The organism is Lactobacillus amylovorus DSM 20531, assembly GCF_002706375.1.
GTDB lineage: Bacteria > Bacillota > Bacilli > Lactobacillales > Lactobacillaceae > Lactobacillus > Lactobacillus amylovorus.
The window spans coordinates 2,080,657-2,102,391 of record NZ_CP017706.1 but is presented as its reverse complement, the minus strand read 5'-3'; the positions used below and the strand labels follow the sequence as shown (position 1 = coordinate 2,102,391).

The window sequence follows — 21,735 nt, the reverse complement described above, 5'->3', positions numbered from 1 at the left end:
CTATTTTGAACTAATTTGAACTAAAAGTATTAGGTTGAATGTGGTTCAAAATTTGGTAACCAATTTTCTTGTTTCTAGTTTCATCGTTTTGAGTTTGATTCAAGAACATGATTAAACCATTTTGATTATCCTTGGTCAATTGTACCCAGTTACCAAAGTGAGTATTGTACAAGTTACCATAAGCGGACTTAAGGTTGCCCTTAACGTACATCCCACCTGAATAACCGTTTGAAGGTTTAGTATCAAGGTTAGTCATATAATTGAATTCAGCTTGGTCCAAAATCTTGCCATTGGTCAAACCAACTTGGATTTTGTAGTAATCCATTGGGGTTGAGAACAAGTTACCAGCACCTACAAGTTGTGAAGCTTGTTGCTTTTTAACGTATTGAGCCCATTGATAGTTCTTGTAGTTCCAAGTATATGAAATCCCATCGGTCATGCCTGAAGGAATGTCTTCAAGGAAGTAGGTTCTCTTCAAGCCTAATGGATTAATCACACGTTCTTGGACATTTTGCTTGTAAGACTTACCGGTTACTTGGCGAATAATACCTGCAAGCAAGATGTAGTTAGTGTTGTTGTAAGAAAACTTGCCCGGTTGGTTTTGGGTAGTTGAGTTCAACTTGTTAACCACCCAGTTGATCGCATCATTTTCTGAATAAATGCGACCACGGTTAACTTCAGTATCTGTTGCCTTAAGACCTGAAGTATGAGTCATCAAGTTACCTACAGTGATATTTGATGCACCCTTCAAGTTAGGATACCAATTGGAAATCTTAGTATCTTGCGTAAACTTTCCTGCATAAATCAATTGCGTAATAATTGCCGCAGTAATTACTTTTTGCAATGAACAAACTGGATAAACCACCTTGCTGTTGCCTGCGCCAAGACGCTTACCATAATAGCCATAGCCGTAACTAATTTGTTGTGGTTGACCATTTTTAACAACAACAGTAGTTCCTCTTGCATAGTCGTTTGCAATTGTTTTTCTTACAAAACTGCGCATTTCAGTTTGATCATCTGCCGCATTTGCAGTCTTTGCTGTTGCAATTGAAGCAATTGGCAATGCAGAAACAGCAGTAAGCGAAATGGCCGTTTTGATTAATATTCTTTTAAAATGTCTCGTTTTCAAAACCCTCCAGAAATGTTAATTTCTTCATAGCATAATCTTAGCATTTATTTTTTTCATTGAAGTTACATATTATATAAATTTTTACTTATTAATAAGGATAATTCCTCTAAACTTTCATTTTTCAATTTTCTTACCAAGAAAATTATCTTTATTTATATTTTATATGGTAAACTTTTCATGTTGTTTAAAAATTAATTTACTTCGAGGAAAATATGCGAAAGAAAAATATCACAGCTATTTGTGTTGGTTTGCCAATCTTCTTAATTTTGGCGATTTCAATCATGATGCATGCGAGCTGGATCAATGAATTCGACAACTTCTTTGAACAACTTGTGCATACAATCCCTGGCTTAAAGGGCCTGATGCTCAAGATTACGTTCTTGGCCGATACCAAGGTTGATCTGGTTTGGATGCTACTTATTGCAATTATTCTATGGATTGTAAAGCAGCGTCCCCTCTCGCTCAGCATTGTCGTTTCATTAATTACTGCTGATGCGTTTGGTTGGATCGTTAAACACATTGTCCAACGTGCCCGTCCAGCTGCTCACCTGGCAGTAGATGACGGTTTCAGTTTTCCAAGTGGCCACACATTGGGCATGTCAATCATCGTCTTTTGGTTAATGCTCATTTTAATTCCAGCATTAGTCAAAAACAGAACTACTAGAGTTTGGTTAGACGTACTTTTGGTCGTCTGGCTTGTTCTAGTAATGATCTCAAGAGTTTACTTGTATGCTCACTTTCCATCAGATGTCTGTGGTTCAGTTGCACTTGGTGCAATGTGGATTGGCATTGTCGATGCAATTTGGGACAAGGTAACTCCGAGAACAGCAAAAAATGATTTCTAGAAAAATAACCACTAGCATTTGCTAGTGGTCTTTTTTTACAAAAAAAGTCACTAAGGAAAATGTCCTTAATGGCTTTTCTACACCTTCAAATTTCTTCCTATCAGCAGATGCCCTAAGAGACATCTTGCTTAGCCTTTTCATCCTCGGAGCGCTCATCACACGCTCCGCTATCATATTACCAAATTATCTAAAAAATTGGAAGAGATTTGTTTTAAAAAATTACACTTTTGATCTAGTTGACTTCATTAAATTACTATTGGGTTTAAGATCTAATTTTTGCTTGCTCTTCTGATTATTCAAAATTTTATAAAAGGCGGCGATTTGACTAATTTCTTTAACTCCAGTTGAGCAGCATCCCCCAATAATGCAAACACCGTGCTCATACCATTCCTTGCTTAATTTACCAAAATCAAACTTAGCATTAAACGGAATCCAATTTCTCTCGAATTCGTTATATACGCCACCCAAGTTAGGGTAAACGATAATGTTTTTCTTGGTAAATTCGCGCATCTTATCGATTGCGGTAGTGGCTAAAAATGGCTTAAAGCAATTGGCACCAACCGCGAAGACTTGATCATACTCATTTATTTTTTCCATCACCTTTTTCAAAGGAGTGCCATCACTAATCTTTGTTGTATCATGCAAAGTAAAACTCACATACACTGGCATTTCAGGTGCGTTTTCTTTTAACCAGTCTAAAAGGACAACTACCTCATCAAGCTTAGGTTGCGTTTCAATAGCTAAACAATCTGGCTTATTTTGAAGCAATACTTGCAAGCGTGGCAAATGAAAATCCAAGTATTGTTTTTTAGTTAGATCATAATCGCCACGAAATTCGTTGCCTTCGGCTAAATAAGCGCCATATGAACCCACAGAAGCGGCTACATAGTTATGGATACCTGTCTTCTTTTCAAAATCATCTCTCGCCTTTTTCGCTATTTTTACCGCATCAGCAATCATTTCTTTAGCCTTGTCTTCAGAATAACCGTGCTTTTCAAAAGCTTGCACATTTGCTTGGTATGTATCAGTAATTGTCATTTGAGCACCGACTTGGAAGTAGTTCATATGAACTTTATAAACTTTATCTAGGTCTTTGTCTAAAGCTACAGCTGTCCATAAATCTGTATTTGTATCAATTCCTTGTTTCTCAAGTGCTGTTGACATCGCACCATCCAAAACAAGACCCATACTAGAAATTTGTTTAATCAAATCCATATCCTCACCTTATTCACATTAATATATTCAATAATTAATATTAATTTAATCTTATATTAATAAAGTGAGTAAATCAACCTTTAATTTTCATTTAACAAAAAAGCAGCCCATCAGCTGCTTTACATAATAATTTTTATTTAACTATTTTACCCAGTCGCTAACTTCACTATCGTCACGAGCAACGCCAATAACATTTAAGCCGTTAGCCCATTCTTTAAAGTGACTTGCGTAAGCCTTATGGTTGGTTCCTGCAGAAGTAAAGAATGAAGCAACTTCGCCTTTGTAGTTTCTCATATTTTCAAGAAGTGATTTGATTGGGGTTGCAGGATAACCTGACCAAACTGGACTACCTACTAAAATCAAATCATATTTATTAAAGTCGATATCTTTAACTTGTGCTTCAGGAAATTCTTCTTTTCCTTGGATTTGATCTAATGCAATGTCATTAGTCTTATACATATCTGAATCGAAGGTACCATCAGCTACAGTTACTTCTTCAATGTCATTACCGGCAATTTCACCACTAATCTTCTCAGCCATTTCCTTGGTATTGCCTGACCATGAGTAATACAAAATTAAAGTTTTTTTAGCCATCTTTAGTCTTCCTTTCGTTTAATACCCCTATTGTAAATTAAAAAGAATAAGTAAGCCAATATAAAGGTGCTAATTTTTCTATAAGTAATAACTAAAAGCTCTTAATTACCTGAATCATGGTTGCGCCATACTTTTGCATTTTGGCTTGACCTACCCCACTGACTTCTAAGAACTCTGCTTCATTTTGTGGTTTGGTCTTAGCCATATCATGCAGGCTGCGATCAGAAAAGATCATAAATGCAGGTACTCTTTGCTTTCTGGCTAATTCCATTCTCTTCTTTCGTAATGCTTCATATAAATCTGGATTTTCATCCTGAGCAAAAATTTGCTTTTTCTTTTGGACCTTGGCAATTCGTCTTTTTACTGTTATTTTGCCATCAAGCACATCCCAACCACGATTAGTCACATGAACTAACGGATATTTCGTGCCTTCAATTTCTAAATATCTAGACGCAATTAGATAGTCAATTAAGCTGATTGCCTCTTTTTGATTCATTTTTAAGCTACCAAAATGATCATACTGTGAAGCATTCATCTCTTTCATTTTTTGATTATTTGAACCAACTAGACACTGCGCTACAACGTTTTTACCAAAACGACCATCAAGTTCGTAAACCATCGAAATCACTTTTTGCGCATCGGCCGTAATATCAGTTAATTCATCTTGGTTTAAACAATTAGAGCACTTGCCGCAAGGTTCACAGTCTTGCCCGAAATAGCGCACAATAAACTGCTGCAAACACTCACCCGTATTGGCATAATCGGTGATTGCTTGCAATATTTGATACTGCAATTCGCGGTATTTTTCATCAGCCGTTGATTCATCGATAAAGAAGCGATACTGGCGCAAATCTCCCGGATGGTAGATCATAATTGCTTCACTTTCTTCGCCATCTCGACCAGCACGTCCTGCTTCTTGATAGTAGCTTTCAATATTACGAGCACTTGAGGCATGAATGACAAAGCGGACATTGCTTTTATCGATTCCCATTCCGAAGGCATTAGTGGCAACAATTACCTGAACTTGATCAAATTGAAACGCTTCTTGTACTTCGTCTCTTTCTTTAGTCTCCATCCCGCCATGATAGGCTCCAACTGAGATACCTTTTTTAGCTAAATAATCAGTTAGGCTCTCTACTTTCTTACGCGTATTGGTGTAGATGATCCCTGCTTCATCGGGATGCATTTTGATGTACTGTGCAATATAAAGTGGCGTGTTTTGCGGTGAATTAACCACCTTAAAGCTCAAATTTGGACGGGCAAATGAAGTGATAACCATATTTTGCTTAGGAATATTCAACTGCTCACAAATATCATCTTGAACCGCTGGCGTGGCAGTTGCAGTTAAGGCCAAAATATTTGGTCTGCTCTTCAAAGAATTTATTCCATCAAGCAGCTGTCGGTAAGCCGGTCTAAAATCATGCCCCCACTGAGAAATACAGTGTGCTTCATCAACTGCAACTAAATCGATATCTAAGAAATTAAGTTGATATCTAAAATAGTCGATTGCTAGACGTTCTGGCGTAATATAGATCAATTTGATCTTGCCCTCATAGGCCTGACGCAAAATCGGATTTATTTCTTCTTGCGGCGTCGCAGAGTTTAAAGCAGCCGCATTAATTCCGTTTTGCTTTAAGGTATCAATCTGATCCTTCATTAATGAAATTAAAGGTGAAATAACCAAGGTGACGCCAGCATTCATCAAGGCTGGAACTTGATAACACAGCGACTTCCCTGCACCAGTCGGCATTACCGCCAGTACATTCTGTTTATTTAAAACTAAATCAATGACTTTCTTTTGTCCTGGACGAAAACTATCATAGCCAAAAGTTTGTTTTAATACTTTTTCTGGATTCATCTAATTTTCCTAACTTGCATGAAATACTTTCTTTATTTTAGCAAAGTATCAATGAAAATTCTTTTGCCTTATAATTAATAAAGTATTCTATCTCAGAAAGAAGGAAAAAACTTGATACATCTTTTTCATCGACGTATCACATTTTCACTTGCTTTAACCATTGGTTTCTTAATCATGATCCTTATCGGCAGCATTCTTTTATCGCTGCCGTTTGCGGATAAAGCAGGCCAAGCCACTGCTTATTCTGACGCGCTCTTTACTGCAACTTCGGCAGTCTGCGTTACCGGATTAAGTACAGTTACCACGGCTACGCACTGGTCATTTTTTGGTCAGCTTGTGATCATGATCTTAGTTGAAGTTGGCGGTTTGGGCTTTATGACTTTTGCCGTCATGCTCAGCAACTTTGCTCACCAGCGCATGAGTTTAGGTGCAAGAATGTTAACGGGGGAGGCCCTTAATCTGAACCACCTTTCTCAATTTCGGGTTGTTCGTTTAATTATTCGCCTTTCATTGGTGATTCAGTTAATCGGAGCAGGGTTGCTTTTCATTGCTCTAGAACCCCAACTTGGCCTTGGCAAAGGTATCTGGTACAGTCTTTTCCATTCGGTAGCTGCTTATTGTAATGCCGGTTTTGACTTGTTTGGTCCGTCGCTTGAGCAATTGAATAATAATCCTTATGTTTTAACTGTGATTATGCTCTTAATTGGGGCTGGTTCATTTGGCTTCTTAGTTTGGCGCGATTTATTAACTTACCATATTCGCCACAAGATCACCCTGCATACCCGTTTTGCTTTAACGGTTGGTTTGATTATCTTAGTTTTATCAATCATCGGTTTCTTGTTCAGTGAGCAAAACCTTAAGCAATTCAGTGGTAGTCTTAATGGCGTAGATCGTTTCTTTAACACCCTATTTTTGGCAGTAACACCAAGAACGGCCGGATTTTTCTCGGTTCCTTATTCTAAACTAAGTACGGCCGGGATTGCCATTACCATTATCTTGATGTTCATCGGTGGTACCCCTGGCTCCACCGCTGGTGGTGTTAAAACCTCAACTATCGGAATTCTCTTTTTGCAAAGTATCGGTACGTTTACTGGAAAAGAACCTGCCTTTTCGCACCGCCGCTTCACTCGTGATAACATCAATCGCGCCTTAACCCTATTCTTTTCTGCGATTTTATTAATCATTTTAGCGACTCTATTATTAACTATGACCCAACCAAGTTTAGGTCATAATGGTGTTACCAAGGCTGTTTTTGAAGCAGTCTCCGCATTCGGTACCGTAGGTCTAACATTAGGACTTACACCTCACCTTAATTTATTTGGCAAAATCATTATTATGGCTTTGATGTTTATTGGACGTGTTGGAATTTACACTTTCATGTATTCTATCTTCAAGTCACATCCTACAAAACAAAGTTATCGTTATCCAGAGGAGGAAATTATCATTGGCTGATCAAAGTTTTGCTGTTTTAGGACTAGGAAAATTCGGCATGGCACTTACTGTTGCCCTTTTAAAAGCCGAACAAGATGTTTTAGTAATTGATTCAAACGAAGAAGTAATTAACGATGTAGCCCACCTGGTTACCCACGCAGTTATTGCGGATGCCACCGATGAAGATGAACTGCGTGATTTGGATATTGGTTCTTTCGATCATGTTTTTGTCACCATGGGTGAAAACGTCGAAGGTAGCATTATCGCAACTATGCTAGCTAAGAAACTTGGCGCACCTGACGTTACAACGCGGGCCAATAACCACAATCACCGCTTGGTTCTTGAAAAAATTGGAGCTGATCATGTGATTGAACCTGGACAAGATATGGCCCGTCAATTGATTTTCCGTCAACTTCACCCTAACGTGGTTAATTTCTTTCACCTTTCTAAAAATGTTTCTTTGATTGAAGTTAGCGTTGAAAATCCACGTTTCTTTAATAAGTCACTCGGCGAATTAGATTTTCGTAAGAACTACGACGTTAACGTAATTGGCATTGTTCATGATGGACACTTGAATGAGGTGCCTCTTGCCACAGATGTCATTAATCCACATGATCAAATTACTTTGATTGGCTCTAATGAAGCTGTTCAAAAAATTGACGATATCTTACAAGAAGATAAGTAATAAAAATCGTTAATAAAAAACTGCCTTGAGAATTATTTCAAGGCAGTTTTATTTTACTTATTTTTCTTATCCTGATTATCCTTAACTCAAACAAAAAAGGCATTATCTGCCTTTTTTTATTACTTGTAAAATGTTTCTTCAACCGCATGCGTGATGGCAATCTTATCATGAGCATAAGACAAACCGCCTTGAATGTACAACATGTATGGATCACGAAGCGGACCATCAGATGATAATTCAATAGTTGAGCCTTCAACAAATGAACCTGAAGCCATGACAACTTCATCTTCATAACCATCTTGGTGGTAAGGAATTGGATCAACGAATGAGTTCATTGGTGAGTAGTGTTGAATTGCGGCACAGAACTTAACCATTGGATCTGGTTTACCAAAGGTAACAGTTTGCACAATGTCACTACGAGGATCGCTCCATTTAGGTGATACTTCCAGGCCCATTTCTTCCAAAAGTGCAGCTGTAAAGACCATACCCTTTTGCGCTTCACCAGTTGTATGAGGTGCCATGAAGAAGCCTTGGTAAATATCACGTAAGTAGCCCCAAGTTGCGCCTTCACCTTTACCAGCACCTGGTACAGTCAAACGTGAACCGGCACCATCGATCAAGTCTTGACGACCTACCAAGAAAGCACCGCCTTTAACCAAACCGGCACCTGCGTTCTTATAAAGTGAACCGGCCATCATATCAGCACCATAAAATGTTGGTTCTTCACATTCTGAGAATTCACCGTAACAGTTATCAATAAAGATGTTAACGTCAGGACGAACTTCCTTAACAAATTTAAGCATCTTCTTGATCTTGTCCATGGTAAAAGTCTTGCGCGTTGCATAGCCAAGAGATCTTTGAATAGCTACAACCTTGATTGACTTATCTTGAAGATCTTCTCTAGCCTTTTCGTAATCAACTTGACCATCATCAGTTAATTCAGTGGTCTTGAAGTTGATGCCCCATTCCTTCATGTTGCCTGGCTTGTTACCTGCTAAACCGATAACTTCTTGAATGGTGTCATATGGAGTCCCAGTCAAGTAGTAAAGGGTGTCGCCTGGACGAAGCATGCTGAAAAGACCAACGGTAATAGCATGAGTACCTGAACCAAATTGTGGTCTTACTAAAGCGTCATCTACCTTGAAGTAGTCGGCATAAATATCCTCAATCTTGTCACGACCAATATCATCGTAGCCGTAACCAGTTGATGGAACTAAGTCTTCTTCACCAACATGGTGCTTTCTAAACAAATCAAGCACTCTTTGTTGGTTGTATAAAACTTGTTCATCGATTTCTTCGATTCGAGGCTGAATCATCTTTTCAACCTTAGTTACCTTTTCTTTTAATTCTTCTGGTAAATTTTCTTTCCAAGAAAAACTCATTCTTTACTCCCTTTTCTCTTATTTTTTAATGACTTCCGCCTGTACTTTTAAGGTACCATCTTCATTTTGATCCAAGTATACACCTTGAATTTCTGGTACAAAGCCTGGGAATTTTTCAATGGCATGGGCTAAAACTTCAAAGTACTTTTGATCAACTGTGTCCCACTTTTCACCAGGAGCTACGATAAAAACACCTGGTGGGTATGGCAACGCACCTTCAGCTGCCGTTCTGTCAACTACATCTTCAAGATCAACGACTTCATTTTCATTCCGCTTAAACATTTGATCAGCTTCTGAAGGCGTCATCTTGTAGTCTTGCATCCCTGGCTTTTCGAACAACTTTTGCTGCAAAACAAAAGTATTGTTCTTCTTGTAGTATTCATGCATTTCCTGGCAAAGCTGCTTAACAGTGTAGCCCTTGTAGCGGTCAGGATATTCCTTGTACAAAACAGGCAAAACGTCTTTTACTAAAGCATCGTCATTGTAGTACTTTTCAAACTTCAAAAATGCATCAAGCAAGGTATCAAGCTCTTCTTTGGTATCGCCTGGAGTTACCAAGAATAAAAGTGAATTCAGGTCGTTCTTGGCACGAATAATATGATTTTCCATCAAAAATTCCGCTACAACTGCACCAGGAATACCAGTTTCTTCGTATTTAGCATTCTTGACATCAATACCTGGTGTTTTAACTGTAATCTTAAGCGGATCAATCATGGCTTCGCCTTGACCCATCTTGGTAAAGCCGTGCCAGTTATCTTCCTTGCTCATATTCCAGTACTTAGCGTTAGTTGCTAATTCATCAGTTGGAATATCCGCAAAGTTATCTGGAACAAATGGTTTAAACAACTTAGACTTCTTCAAAAGTTGCTTGCGCCATTCAATCCCCATGCGCAAGATCTTGTCCCACCAAATCTTATTGCCTTCGCCAGCAGTGACGTATGAATTAACAGTGAGTGAGGCATAAAGTGGGTAAGCATATGAAGAAGTAACAAACTTCAAGTATTCATGGTTAAAGTGCTTGTGATCAACGTAGCGCTTTTGGCCCTTAATGTGTGAGTCTTTCTTCAAAATTTGTGAAGCTTGGGCCATACCAACTTGTTGCTTATGCAAAGATTGGGTTACCAAGATACCAGGATCATCTGGTCCTAAGTTAAGGAGTAATGGTGACAGGTGCTCCATAATTGGCACAAATTCTTCAAAACCGCCCCATGCACAATCAAATAAGATGTAATCACAGAGTTTTCCAATCTTATCAACGATCCACTTAGCATCATAGAAGACACCATCGTAAGTTTCAGCTTGCACAATAGCTAATCTAAATGGACGCTTTGCCTTAGCTTTTTCCGGATCGACTTTAGCAATTTTAGCTCTGATTTTATCTTCAGTTAAAAAGTCGGGATCCATTTCTCCAATTAAGCCTAAACCATTACGGTCAGTTGGAATATAAACTGGCTTTGCCCCACTCATGACTAAAGCACTATTGTATAAAGATTTGTGATTGTTGCGGTCAAATAATACTAAATCGCCTTCTGACAAAAGTGCACTGGCACAAATCTAGTTGGCACTGGTTGTACCGTTGGTACAAAAGTAAACTTTATCGGCATGATAAGTTTGGGCGGCCAATTTTTCTGCATCAAGAGGCGTACCAGTATGAGTCATCGTATCGCCTAATTGAGGTACGGTGTCACTGGTGTCGGCAAACATTAAGTTTTTGCCGAAGAATTTGTTAAAGACAACGCCAGCGGGATGCAAATCATAATATTGGCCATTGTGGTGGCCAGGCGTAGTAAAACTAATTGGCTTTGCTTCAGCGAAGTTGATTAAATCAGTCAAAAAGCCTGGCACCATCTTTTGTTCATAGTCTTTAGCAGCTTGGTTGATTTTGGCAATATCAGCCTTGCTTGCTTGACCATCCACCTCAATCACAGGAATAGGAAAATCAGATTGTGCTCGCAAATCTGTTGCTTCCTGCTTAGCAGTTCGATCGCCATTTTTAATGACAATAGCTGCTAATTCAGAACTGTTGTCGATTTGATCAAGCGGAACAGATGACCATTCCCGTAATTGACTAATATTTACTCCATTTCCAATAGCAATTTTTAAAAAATCCATCTTTTCCCTTTCCAATTTGATTACAATTTTAAGTTGCTTATTGCAAATCTTATGAAAATCTTTATAATCTTTTTTTACAGTAAGGTTGTAATCTGGCCTATATTCGTAATTTACAGTACACATTATTATATAAACATTGGAGGTTTTAGACAAGTGCACTTGCCGTGTTCTCCTCCGCAGGGATAGATGAATTTTTTTGTTTCACAATTAAGTACATTCTTGGAGGAAAATATTTTTTATGTCAGAAGAAATCGAAACCATTAATTTCGAGCCGGGCAAAAAACATTACATGAAGTGGCCGGTTATTGCCTTAATCGACTTCGTAACTATTATCAGTTTTGAAAACATCTTTTACCCATTTCAAAACCAAGGTTTATCTGTAGTTGTTTCATGGATATTCCTGTTATTCGCTTATGTTATCCCTTACGCATTAATGTGTAGTCAAATGGGATTGACTTTCAAAGACCAAGCCGGTGGTCTTGCTTCATGGGTTCGTCACTCATCTAACGATACTTTGGGTTACTGGACCTCATGGATGTACTGGGTACAAACCGTTCCTTACCTAGTAGACGTTTCCAACTCAGTTATTGTTTCATTCTCATGGATTATTTTGGGCAATAACACCTTGGACAAGCACATGTCCACTTTCTGGTTCGGGATCTTGACTTTTGTAATTATCTTGGCATTTATCCTAATTGAAAATACGATTAAGAACTCACTTGAGCTTCTTTCCTTAATCGGTGGTGGTGCCATGTTCATCATGTCCATGCTCTTTGTTTTACTTGCAGCTTGGTCAGTGATGCACGGTCACCACATTGCCACCCAACCATTCAACTGGGATTCATTTAAGCCATCATTTAGTTTGAGATACTTCTCAACTACTGGTTTGTTGATCTTCGCTATGTCTGGTGCCGAACTTGCTGCACCTTACATTGTCCAAATGCGTGATCCCAAGCACGAATTTCCTAAGGCTATGTGGATGTTAGCTATCATGACTGGTTTCTTAACCATCTTTGGTACTTTGGCATTGGCAGTCTTCTTCAATTCCCACCACATTCCACATGACTTTAAGATGAACGGTCCTTACTACGCTTTCCAACTTTTAGGTGAAAGTTTAGGCTGGGGCAAAGGCTTGATGTACATCTTCGCAGTTGTACAAGCTATCTTTATGATGGCTCAATTAGCTGTTTTACTTGATGCTTCAAGTCGTGTATTTGCTGGTGACGTTGCCGACAGATACATGCCTAAGTGGCTTACTGGTAAGAAGGACAAGACTGGTCGTCCAGTTCACTCTTACACTTTGACTTGTGGTTTGGCATTATTCCTTCTTTTACTTACTGGTACTTTGCCAAACATTAACTCAATCTATAACTGGTTGTTAAACATCAACGGTATTATTTCACCATACAAGACTTGCTGGGTATTCTTCGCCCTCGTAATGCTTCGCATGCATGAAAAGAACTACCATTCAGATTATGTCTTCATTAAAAACAGAACCGGTGCCTTAATCATGGGTTGGTGGTGCTTAATCTTCACCTTTATCTGTGCAACTTTAGGTTTCATCCCTCAAGAAGCAGAAGCAACATTTGGTAGTGTCGCATTTAACCACCAATTAATGATGAACATCATCACTGTTATCGTACTCTTTGGTTTAGGTTTCTTATTACCATGGTTACGTAAACGTGAAGAAAAACGTGAAAATGAGATGTAAAAATTATTTTAATCTAGTAAATCAAAAAAGCAGATGAATTTTTCTTCATCTGCCTTTTTTATATTCTATTTATTTTGATTTCTTAGCTTTAGACAACTTTTTAAATCTATCTGAAACAGACAAGCCAGCCATACCCCAGAGACTAACAAGCATACCGAAAACAGTTAAGCCAGTTGCTTTCTTATCACCAGTTTGTGGTAATCGTGCCTTTTGGCTTTTTTCGTTAGCCTTGACAACTGCTTCTGAATTGTTATTTTCATTAGCATTTGTGAACTTCAAATCTGGACTAGGCTTTCCTGTTTCGTTCTTTTTAAGAACAAGGGCATCTTGTCTAGCCTTAGGAGTGTTTTTGCCATGCTTTTGCAAGTTCACACGTCTTGCTTTCTTCTTTGAAAGGAATTTAACTTTTCGATTCTTGTTTTTGGATGGTGCAAAGCTTTCAACTGTTGATGTATCTTCAGTTGGTGTTTCAACATTAGTTGTTGATTCTTAAGTAGTATTTTCTTTGGCACCTGAATCATTAGTTACATCGGAACGTGAGTCTGGTGTTTCGCTTGTGTAATGAACCGTAATACTTATTAGTGTAGTTCCGTCAAGATTTGGACTAATAGCCTTGACACTCTTATTGCCAGCAGCATAACCTGGATCAACATAATCAAGTCTGTAGTCAACTCCATTCTTAGTGATAACTGCATTTACGGGAACTTCATCAAATGTAGTTGTACCATTATGACTTACTTCAGTATATTTATCAGTAACTAAATCATGTTTCAATTTTCTAGAAACAGTAATCTTTTGCGCTGTAGATGGAGCCAATTCATTGCCATTTTGGTCAACATAATTGATTACTTCTTCAAAGGTCTTCAATTCAGAAACTGTATTGACTTTATGCTTTAAGTGGATTTCATAGTGGCCATTGCCTTTGTTTACAAGCCAATTTGAATCAATCAATTCATAATTTTGGTTTGTCCAGTAATTAATACCATTTGAAATGGAAGTGTTGTTTTCATCAATTTTCTCTCCATTATGAACGAATAAATTATTTAAAGTTTCGCCATTTTTATCATCATCGATGTAGGTTATTTTACCATCTGGTCTAGATCTATAGGTGAATTGGTCGATTTTTATCTTTTGTGTATTACTGGACCAACCAGTTGATCCAGTAATACACAAAAATAATGACTTAGGAAGATCTGTCTTGATTAGCTTATCTTTACCATATACATCATCAGGGTCTACACTCCAGCTTTGAGAAGAACCATACGTTACTGTTAAAACGTGTGTGTCACCTTTATATAAAATGCTGAAATCGTGCCATCCTTCGATATCAATTAATTGGCACTTTCACTTGTAATGGGATGAGTAAAATATCGAGTATATCCTTTATACCAGTTAGGATCATTTTTATCCAAAATTCTGATTTGGCCTTGTAAGTTACCATCTTTATCAACATATGTATCACCATAAACCTTGTCAGGATCTTTTATATCAGATGTGTAAACGAAGCCTTTATCCATTGTACTGGTAGTATTAATGTGAGTATCAAAATAATACTTATTTGGATCTTGAGGATCTGGAGTTGTATCATCAGGGTAACTTCCATATGGTCCTGATATTGATGGAACAAGAACATCACCGTATTTATGTCCTATACATTTATCATCTGTCAAAGCTTTAGGATTAGTTTGAGGATAAGTATTTCCATCTTTATTGAAAAATGTATCAAATTTAAAGCCAACAGCATCTGGCAATCCACCTATACCTAAGTCACCACCAGCAATTCCTAATTCATCTGGATTTCCAAGTTGAAATGCAATGCCGATGCCATCACCTTTTCATTATCCTTATAATTATAGTCATGAAAATGTTCTTTATTACGAAGCTGAATCTGGCCTTTCATTTCAAAATCAGTATTAGTATCAATCTTATCTTTTAGATTGATCTGACCAATTTGATATCGATCAGCCCAAACGGCGCTACCCTGCCATCCTTCTTCATCACCGGTCCCTTGTTTACATACGTTAGTGTAATCGAACCATCATAATTTTGTATTTCTTTTTCATTTTGCTTAAGAGATAGGTCTATTTTTGTTCCATTATCATATTTATGAAAATTAAACTTGTCTTTCAAATCCTTAGAAGTTACAGTTTCTTCTTGATAATCAGAAGCTTTCAGTCCTTGAACTTGTTGACCTTCATTAGCAGTGCGTGTTTCATCACCACCAGGGTTTGAACCTGATTTGCCAGTAGCAGTACCATCAGAAGTAGAACCTGCTGATTGAGCTTGTGTAGTTCCAGTAGTCCCAGCATCTGCTTTTACTTCTTGGGTAGTCGCATTTTGCAACAACATACAACCCAATACTACAGAACACAAACCTACTGATAATTTTCGTAAACTATACCTATTCTTCATCTTCTATATCCTATCTAACGTTTTTCCTTATTCCTTTTATCACATTCGCAATCCTTATTTTAAGAGGAACAAAAAATAAGACAATAGTTTGGAGTGGTTTTGGTATATACCATAAAAATAGAATATTATTCCAGCTTTGGAACACAACATCTCAAATTTGCGGTATAAGATTATATTTTTAAATAACAAATATAGATACCTTACAAAAATATGAAGCACAGAAAAAAGGCTCAATTCCGAACAAAACCGGAATTAAGCCTTCTTCAGTTTGATAACTTGACCTTAAACTGGTTCTTTTTCATTCATAAAATCAAATTGCTTTTGAAATGCACGACCCTCTCTCAAGTCATAAACAGAGCCTAAAACAGGCGTAAGTGCAAATGGACGCAAAGTATTAATATCTTTGGTTTTATTTGCATAAATACGGTGCATTTCTGGTTTAATCTCAAGAATCTTATCTATGTATGATGGACTAATCTCATCGACATAGCCTTTAAGCGTAAAACCTACGCTGCTTAGCTTCTCTCTGCCGCGCAAAGCAGTTAAACAAACGCGGTTATTGCCTTTAATGTTATGGTAAAAGTTCTTTTGGTTAGTAGTTGCGAAGATTAACCGTCCATCTTCATTAAAGTCAATGTCAACAATATTGGTGTGAGGTTCACCATTTTGGTCAACCGTACCAAAAATTGCAGAGTGAAAACAAGAAACGATTAAATCTAAAAAGTCATTATTAGTTAAATTGGTGTCTAAATTGGGAACATGTTGTCTCATAATCTTTATCCATTCTCTTTTAACTTTAACTATATTTTTATTAGTAAGTATACCTGAGATTAAAACATAATACTATTTTAATGCTCATGAAATATATTAATTTTTCCTTAATCGTTTGCCAAAAATCCATTTTTTCGATAAAATTTTAACTAACTTAAAATAAGAAAAGAGGATGAGTATGGACTTAGATTACAAGAAACTAGCTCAAGCAAAAAAGGATGATATTTTACGTGACTTGGATGAATTAATCGCAATTGATTCTTCCGAAGACTTAAACAACACTTCTAAAGAATATCCTGTTGGCCCAGGTCCCGTTAAGGCAATGAAGAAGTTCTTGTCTTTTGCTGAACGCGACGGCTTCCACATTAAGAACGTTGACAACTATGCTGGCCGTGTTGATTACGGTGAAGGTGACAAGCGTCTTGGCATTATCGGTCACATGGACGTTGTTCCCGCCGGTGATGGCTGGGTAACCGATCCTTTCAAAATGATCATCAAGGACGATAAAATTATCGGTCGTGGTTCTGCCGATGACAAAGGCCCAGCATTAGCTGCTTACTACGGTATGCTTTTACTTAAAGAAGCTGGTTTTGAACCTAAGAAGAAAATCGACTTTATTGTCGGTACCAATGAAGAAACCAACTGGGTAGGTATTGATTACTACTTAAAGCATGAACCTACTCCAGACCAAGTTTTCTCTCCTGATGCCGAATACCCAATCATCAATGGTGAACAAGGGATCTACACTTTAGTACTTAACTTTAAGGATGATCAAGAAAAAAGCGCTGTCATTCTTAAATCCTTCAAGGCAGGTATCGCAGAAAACGTTACCCCACAAAAGGCTTATGCTACTATTCAAGCAGATGACCTTGATGAAATTAAAGCCAAATTCGAGCAATTCTTGACTGACAACAAGCTTGAAGGTCAATTCGATATCAACGATAACATTGCTAAGATTGAACTCACTGGTCAAGGTGCGCACGCTTCAGCTCCTCAAGTTGGCCGCAATGCTGCAACTTTCTTAGGTCTCTTCTTAGATCAATTCGACTTTGCTGGTCGTGATAAAAACTACCTTCACTTCTTAGCCGACGTTGAACACGAAGACTTCCAAGGTAAAAAGCTTGGCGTCTTCCATCATGATGATCTAATGGGCGATTTATCCTCCGCTCCTTCAATTTTTGAATACACTGAAGATGGCGCGGCTATTCTTAAAGACAACATTCGTTACCCACAAGGCACCGATCCAGACAAGATGGTTAAGCAAGTTAGCGAAAAATTTGGCGACATTTTAACTCCAAGCTTTGCTTCATTTGAAGAACCTCACTACGTACCTGGTGATGATCCATTAGTTAAAACCTTGCTTGCAGTTTATGAACGTCAAACTGGTAAGAAAGGCCATGAAGTTGTCATCGGTGGTGGTACTTACGGACGACTCTTTAAGCATGGTGTCGCATACGGTGCTCAACCTGAAGATGCGCCAATGGTCATGCACCAAGCTAACGAATACATGAAAGTTGACGATTTGATCAACTCAATTGCTATTTATGCAGAAGCAATCTACGAATTAACTAAAGACTAATAATCAAAAAGGCATCCTTGCAAAACGCAAAGATGCTTTTTCTATGCAAAAATATGACCCAAGTAATATCCTAGAAATACTAGAACTACACCGCCTATGTATGATGCTAGTGCGTAGAAAACTAGTCCACGATAATTTTTGCTTCTATATAATTCAACTAATTCCGTATTCATGGTTGAAAAAGTAGTGTAACCTCCTAAAACACCAGTCCCTACAACAGCATAAATAAAGACATTTGCTTTAATGCCAAATACAAAACCTAAAATAAAGGCACCTGTTAAATTAATAAACAAAGTTGGGATAGGCAAATTAGTAAACTTTTTGCCGATCCATTCCCAGTGCTTTTTACCATAATTAGTGATTGCATACCGAATCATGGCACCAATTGATGCTCCAATACCAGCTAATAATAAATTCAACTTAATCTTCCCTTCTCAATAACTGACCTACAGCTTTACCAACGCCCATGCCTAAATAAGCGAAAAAAAAGCCAAAGACGATCGATGCCAAAAAGTAAATTAATGCCGTACCAGGCAAATTAGCCTGAATATTTTTCAAGATATCCAAATTAAAAGTTGAAAAAGTCGTAAAGGCTCCAACAAAGCCGGTACCTAATCCAACCGTCAACCATTGGTACATTGTTTTAAATTCCATAAAGAAATACGTGAAAAATGCTAATAAAAAGCAGCCAATAATATTTCCCCAGAAAGTACCATAAAAGCTAAAACCAGCATTTAAACTTGCACGTGCCACTCCGCCAAAGAAAGCGAAAAATGCCACACTAATATAGTTACTAATTTTCGTAGACAAATACAATTCCTCCAAACAAAAAACGCCTACTCTACCCCTATGGGACAAAGTAGACGTCATTAGATTTCTCGGTTAATGGTGAACGTCATCACCTATTTAATTAACATATTGAATATACAACAATCACCAAAATCATTCAAGTGCAAATTTAGTAACAATATACTTGAAAATGATATAATTAATCCAAAAGAAAGGGTGAGCACAATGAATTTTCCTTATGAAAAAGAATTCCGCACGTATTGTAAGCAAAAGAAAAAACTAGCCGATTCAACCATTTCTCTAGCAGATAAATCCGTTACGACTTTTTGGAATTACTATGCGGCTAACGTTGATTCAGATGCAAATGTCAACGATGTTAGAGCTGGTGACATCCGCAATTTTTTGGCTTCTCTTGAAACTAAACTGCATTTCAAAAGCAACACAGTTAACAAATACCTGAGTCACATTAAGATGTACTTTGTTTTCTTAAGTGAATACGACTATATCATCACCTATCCGCTCTTAAGTCTGCGTGGCAATAAATTTGATCGCAAGCAAAAATATATTATCAATTGGATGCCCTATTTGCCTGATTTAATCAAAATTAAGGATATTCATCCCGAAACCGTAAGAATGATGGCGGCCATTGCGGCTGGATTCAAACCAAAAGAAATCGTTGTTTTAAAAACCAATGATTTGCTTAAGCACGTAGATAATGATGAAGTTAAGCAATATATCAAAGATCATACTGATTATTCCAAAAGTGCTGATCCTTATATTTTTGCTCGTAAAAATGGTGAGCCCTACGCCTCAGACTTCAATATCAATCAGAGAATTGCACCTGACAGACAAATAATTGGGATGCAGCTAACAACGCATAAATTGCGTATGAGCTTCGTTTATTCGATTCTTTCTGATCACCAGCTGTCTGATAACCAGATATTGAAGACTTTACGCATCACCCTTAAATCACTTACCTATTATCGTAAGAATATGACTCTTTATGTTGAAACCGAAGATTTTAAATTAGACTAAAAAAGGCGACTGTTCTAGTTGAACAATCGTCTTTTGTTTTATCTAATTCCTTGGTGCTGGACCTCTGCCTCGATGATTATTATTCAAAACATATTCTTCAATCAACTGCAGCACTTGGTTGTTTTGTGGAAGTTCCGAGTGTTGGGCTAAGCGTCCTGTTACCGTAATCTGCGTATAGTGCTTCACAGCACCTTGATAGATGTATTTTCCGGCTTCTACACTAGAAACAGGAACAATCCCATCAGCCACGTAATTCTTCGTCCCAGCGACTGAATACATCGTCAAATAACTAGGCAGTTTCTTTCTGTTTTTAATAAAGTCTTTGAGCATTTGCGTAGGACGGTTTGACGTTTCCGCAAAGTTATATGGTGAACCGATTGTCATCAAAACCTTGATTCTGATCAAACGATTACTTGTAGTATTAAAGTAATTTTCCAAAAATGCAGTATAAATCAAACCACCATTGGAGTGCCCTACTGCCTTGAAGTTATTGAAATTATAGCGCCGCTTCAGTTCATTAAAAGCCATATTAAACCAGCGGGCTTGCTTCTTAATATTGCTATAGCCATCATGATTATTCTGGAAGCCGACAACAATAAATGGTTCATTGTCGTTACGTCTAATTCTTCCAGTAAAAATCATCTGGCCATTTTCTTTAAAATAGACTTTAAGCAAACTATGGTTTTCACGATCTCTTTGATTGATTTTTTGCACCAAAGTATCAAAACGATTTACTGAAGCAGAACTCCCTGGAATCATAATTACTGGTGACATGCGTGAATCACGCCGCATCTGTAATTTATTAGCATTTTGATTAGCATAAACTGCGGCCGGAATCGCACAAACAATAGTTGCCACTAAAATCAATATTGGGTAAAGCCATCTTTTATATTTTCTCATTTTAAACTTGCCTCGTATTTATTAGCTACTTGATTATCTAACTTAACAAAAGGTACATAGATTAAGACATCTACTATTAAAATGAAAATCGTATAAATTAAAGCTACGACATTACCTCCTGTTCCCATCAATGGTGCTAAAATTCCTGGCGTACCGTCTGGAACTGGATAAACCAATGGTGGGAACAATTTAATCCAAATGGCGATACTGCCCAAAAGCATATTAACAATTGGACTTAAAACAAATGGAATGACATAAATAGGATTCAAGATTGTTGGAATACCGACTACCAGTGAGAAATTAACATTAAAGAATACTGGTACGGAACTTCTCATTGCAATTGCTCTTTTTTGTTTTTTATTACTAAACAAAATCAAAGCAATAACTAAGGCCAAGGTAGCTCCTACACCACCAATTCCTCCAAAGCCATTGAAAAGTGATTGCAAAGTATATGGATAAGGAATGTTCCAAGGTGTCTTATGCGATAGGGCATATGACAAATTGGCAATTGATTCATTACCAAAAATATTGCTGCTAAAGTTTAAAGTACCAGCATATCCTAACCAAATCGTAAAAGTAGTGATCAATGAAATTAAAATCGACAAACCATAACTACTATGTTGGTTAGCTACTGTCGACACGCTTTGAGCAACTATTCTGTCCATCTGGTATTGCCTGTATGTAGCAAAGCCCAAGTGAATAACTAGCGCACAAGCTAAAACAATCAGCAGTGGTTTGATATTAACGATAATCGTTTTAACGAGGTCTCTATCCTTAATCTCTGGTATATCGTGGCCAAATTTGGCAAATACCCAACCTACAAAATAACCAACAATGATCCCGAAAATAAACCATGTGGCATTATAATAATTCATTTCATACTGCTGCGTATTACGGATCGTATGAATAAACATCAAAATATACGATGCAACGCTCGCTACGCCTACGATATTCGAATTTTTACCATAATGGCGCATAGATAGTTAACTCGGCACTAATAAAAGCCGCATAGAGCGCTAAAACGCCGGTTGTCGCTAAACTTACATCGCTAACGATTGCACTAGCAAAATTATGTGCTGGAAACCACTTAATAATGTTGGTTAAACGCCCAAAGAAACTATTAGTCGTTAAAAAACTATTAGCTAAGGCCCAGCAATATGTTCCAATTAAGGCAAACGGAAAGATCGAGACCATCGTTTGCTGTAATATTTTAATAAAAGTTAACTGCTTGTATTTGACTAGTAGATCAACTATCTTATTCTCATTCATATTTCCACCCTTTTCTTT

21 protein-coding genes, 1 pseudogene and 1 riboswitch are annotated in these 21,735 nt (G+C 37.5%); of the genes and pseudogenes, 6 read left to right on the top strand and 16 right to left on the bottom strand.

What is annotated here, in order from left to right; genetic code table 11:
* Positions 1-10 precede the first annotated feature (10 nt).
* The gene (locus LA20531_RS10755; protein WP_099202388.1) at positions 11-1,099 is read right to left on the bottom strand and encodes a serine hydrolase domain-containing protein; all 1,089 of its coding nucleotides are present in this window, start codon (positions 1,097-1,099) and stop codon (positions 11-13) included.
* A 242-nt stretch (positions 1,100-1,341) separates the two neighbouring features.
* On the opposite strand from LA20531_RS10755, the gene LA20531_RS10750 reads away from it, so the two are divergent.
* Positions 1,342-1,974 carry a phosphatase PAP2 family protein gene (locus tag LA20531_RS10750; protein WP_056939397.1) on the top strand — a complete coding sequence of 211 codons (633 nt, stop codon included), beginning with the start codon at positions 1,342-1,344 and terminating at the stop codon, positions 1,972-1,974.
* Between the two features lie 219 nt (positions 1,975-2,193).
* Here LA20531_RS10750 and mmuM read toward each other — a convergent pair whose 3' ends face one another.
* The 3 genes from mmuM to recQ all read right to left on the bottom strand — a co-directional run bounded on the left by mmuM (position 2,194) and on the right by recQ (position 5,641).
* Positions 2,194-3,189 carry a homocysteine S-methyltransferase gene (gene mmuM, locus LA20531_RS10745; RefSeq protein ID WP_056939396.1) on the bottom strand — a complete coding sequence of 332 codons (996 nt, stop codon included), beginning with the start codon at positions 3,187-3,189 and terminating at the stop codon, positions 2,194-2,196.
* A 141-nt stretch (positions 3,190-3,330) separates the two neighbouring features.
* Positions 3,331-3,783: a flavodoxin family protein gene (locus LA20531_RS10740; RefSeq protein WP_056939395.1), complete on the bottom strand. Its 453-nt coding sequence runs from the start codon at positions 3,781-3,783 to the stop codon at positions 3,331-3,333.
* Positions 3,784-3,874: 91 nt separating this feature from the next.
* The gene (recQ, locus tag LA20531_RS10735) at positions 3,875-5,641 is read right to left on the bottom strand and encodes a DNA helicase RecQ (protein ID WP_056939394.1); all 1,767 of its coding nucleotides are present in this window, start codon (positions 5,639-5,641) and stop codon (positions 3,875-3,877) included.
* Between the two features lie 111 nt (positions 5,642-5,752).
* Between recQ and LA20531_RS10730 the strand changes: the two genes are divergently transcribed.
* Positions 5,753-7,093 carry a TrkH family potassium uptake protein gene (locus LA20531_RS10730; RefSeq protein WP_056939393.1) on the top strand — a complete coding sequence of 447 codons (1,341 nt, stop codon included), beginning with the start codon at positions 5,753-5,755 and terminating at the stop codon, positions 7,091-7,093.
* The gene (locus tag LA20531_RS10725; RefSeq protein ID WP_056939392.1) at positions 7,086-7,757 is read left to right on the top strand and encodes a potassium channel family protein; all 672 of its coding nucleotides are present in this window, start codon (positions 7,086-7,088) and stop codon (positions 7,755-7,757) included. The genes LA20531_RS10730 and LA20531_RS10725 overlap by 8 nt, the downstream gene beginning before the upstream one ends.
* Before the next feature lie 119 nt (positions 7,758-7,876).
* Here LA20531_RS10725 and LA20531_RS10720 read toward each other — a convergent pair whose 3' ends face one another.
* Both LA20531_RS10720 and LA20531_RS10715 read right to left on the bottom strand, forming a co-directional pair.
* Positions 7,877-9,139, bottom strand: a complete 1,263-nt coding sequence (locus tag LA20531_RS10720) for a methionine gamma-lyase family protein (RefSeq protein ID WP_056939391.1) — start codon at positions 9,137-9,139, stop codon at positions 7,877-7,879.
* 18 nt (positions 9,140-9,157) lie between these two features.
* A pseudogene (locus tag LA20531_RS10715) lies at positions 9,158-11,251 on the bottom strand (putative ornithine decarboxylase).
* Between the two features lie 238 nt (positions 11,252-11,489).
* Between LA20531_RS10715 and LA20531_RS10710 the strand changes: the two are divergent.
* Positions 11,490-12,962, top strand: coding sequence for an APC family permease (locus LA20531_RS10710; protein WP_056939390.1), 1,473 nt, complete (start codon positions 11,490-11,492; stop codon positions 12,960-12,962).
* 69 nt (positions 12,963-13,031) lie between these two features.
* Here LA20531_RS10710 and LA20531_RS10705 read toward each other — a convergent pair whose 3' ends face one another.
* The 5 genes from LA20531_RS10705 to LA20531_RS10685 form a co-directional block, all read right to left on the bottom strand.
* Positions 13,032-13,334, bottom strand: coding sequence for an LPXTG cell wall anchor domain-containing protein (locus LA20531_RS10705; RefSeq protein ID WP_056939389.1), 303 nt, complete (start codon positions 13,332-13,334; stop codon positions 13,032-13,034).
* Between the two features lie 117 nt (positions 13,335-13,451).
* Positions 13,452-14,135 carry a mucin-binding protein gene (locus LA20531_RS11715; protein ID WP_236704125.1) on the bottom strand — a complete coding sequence of 228 codons (684 nt, stop codon included), beginning with the start codon at positions 14,133-14,135 and terminating at the stop codon, positions 13,452-13,454.
* A 158-nt stretch (positions 14,136-14,293) separates the two neighbouring features.
* Positions 14,294-14,713: a hypothetical protein gene (locus tag LA20531_RS10695; protein WP_056939388.1), complete on the bottom strand. Its 420-nt coding sequence runs from the start codon at positions 14,711-14,713 to the stop codon at positions 14,294-14,296.
* 181 nt (positions 14,714-14,894) lie between these two features.
* Positions 14,895-15,374 carry a YSIRK-type signal peptide-containing protein gene (locus tag LA20531_RS10690; RefSeq protein ID WP_082588990.1) on the bottom strand — a complete coding sequence of 160 codons (480 nt, stop codon included), beginning with the start codon at positions 15,372-15,374 and terminating at the stop codon, positions 14,895-14,897.
* A gap of 282 nt (positions 15,375-15,656) precedes the next feature.
* Positions 15,657-16,145 (bottom strand): pyridoxamine 5'-phosphate oxidase family protein, encoded by a 489-nt coding sequence (locus LA20531_RS10685; protein ID WP_056939387.1) that lies wholly within the window; start codon positions 16,143-16,145, stop codon positions 15,657-15,659.
* A gap of 178 nt (positions 16,146-16,323) precedes the next feature.
* On the opposite strand from LA20531_RS10685, the gene pepV reads away from it, so the two are divergent.
* Positions 16,324-17,724 carry a dipeptidase PepV gene (pepV, locus tag LA20531_RS10680; protein ID WP_056939386.1) on the top strand — a complete coding sequence of 467 codons (1,401 nt, stop codon included), beginning with the start codon at positions 16,324-16,326 and terminating at the stop codon, positions 17,722-17,724.
* Positions 17,725-17,765: 41 nt separating this feature from the next.
* Here the strand turns inward: pepV and crcB are convergent, their stop codons facing one another.
* Positions 17,766-18,143, bottom strand: a complete 378-nt coding sequence (gene crcB / locus LA20531_RS10675; RefSeq protein ID WP_056939385.1) for a fluoride efflux transporter CrcB — start codon at positions 18,141-18,143, stop codon at positions 17,766-17,768.
* A gap of 1 nt (position 18,144) precedes the next feature.
* Complete coding sequence (locus LA20531_RS10670; RefSeq protein WP_056939384.1) at positions 18,145-18,534, bottom strand: fluoride efflux transporter FluC; 390 nt, start codon at positions 18,532-18,534, stop codon at positions 18,145-18,147.
* A 43-nt stretch (positions 18,535-18,577) separates the two neighbouring features.
* Positions 18,578-18,636: riboswitch (Fluoride riboswitch) on the bottom strand.
* A 102-nt stretch (positions 18,637-18,738) separates the two neighbouring features.
* Here LA20531_RS10670 and LA20531_RS10665 point away from each other — a divergent pair.
* Positions 18,739-19,548, top strand: coding sequence for a site-specific integrase (locus tag LA20531_RS10665; protein ID WP_056939383.1), 810 nt, complete (start codon positions 18,739-18,741; stop codon positions 19,546-19,548).
* A gap of 42 nt (positions 19,549-19,590) precedes the next feature.
* Here LA20531_RS10665 and LA20531_RS10660 read toward each other — a convergent pair whose 3' ends face one another.
* Genes LA20531_RS10660 through LA20531_RS11710 form a run of 3 tightly spaced genes read right to left on the bottom strand, consistent with a single transcriptional unit; the run spans position 19,591 to position 21,717 of the window.
* Positions 19,591-20,448, bottom strand: a complete 858-nt coding sequence (locus tag LA20531_RS10660) for an alpha/beta hydrolase (protein ID WP_056939382.1) — start codon at positions 20,446-20,448, stop codon at positions 19,591-19,593.
* Entirely contained in the window at positions 20,445-21,425 is a 981-nt protein-coding gene (locus LA20531_RS10655) for a PTS transporter subunit EIIC (protein ID WP_236943756.1), read from the bottom strand. Before LA20531_RS10655 ends, LA20531_RS10660 begins: the two co-directional genes overlap by 4 nt.
* The gene (locus tag LA20531_RS11710; protein ID WP_236704124.1) at positions 21,409-21,717 is read right to left on the bottom strand and encodes a hypothetical protein; all 309 of its coding nucleotides are present in this window, start codon (positions 21,715-21,717) and stop codon (positions 21,409-21,411) included. Before LA20531_RS11710 ends, LA20531_RS10655 begins: the two co-directional genes overlap by 17 nt.
* Between the last annotated feature and the right edge of the window lie 18 nt (positions 21,718-21,735).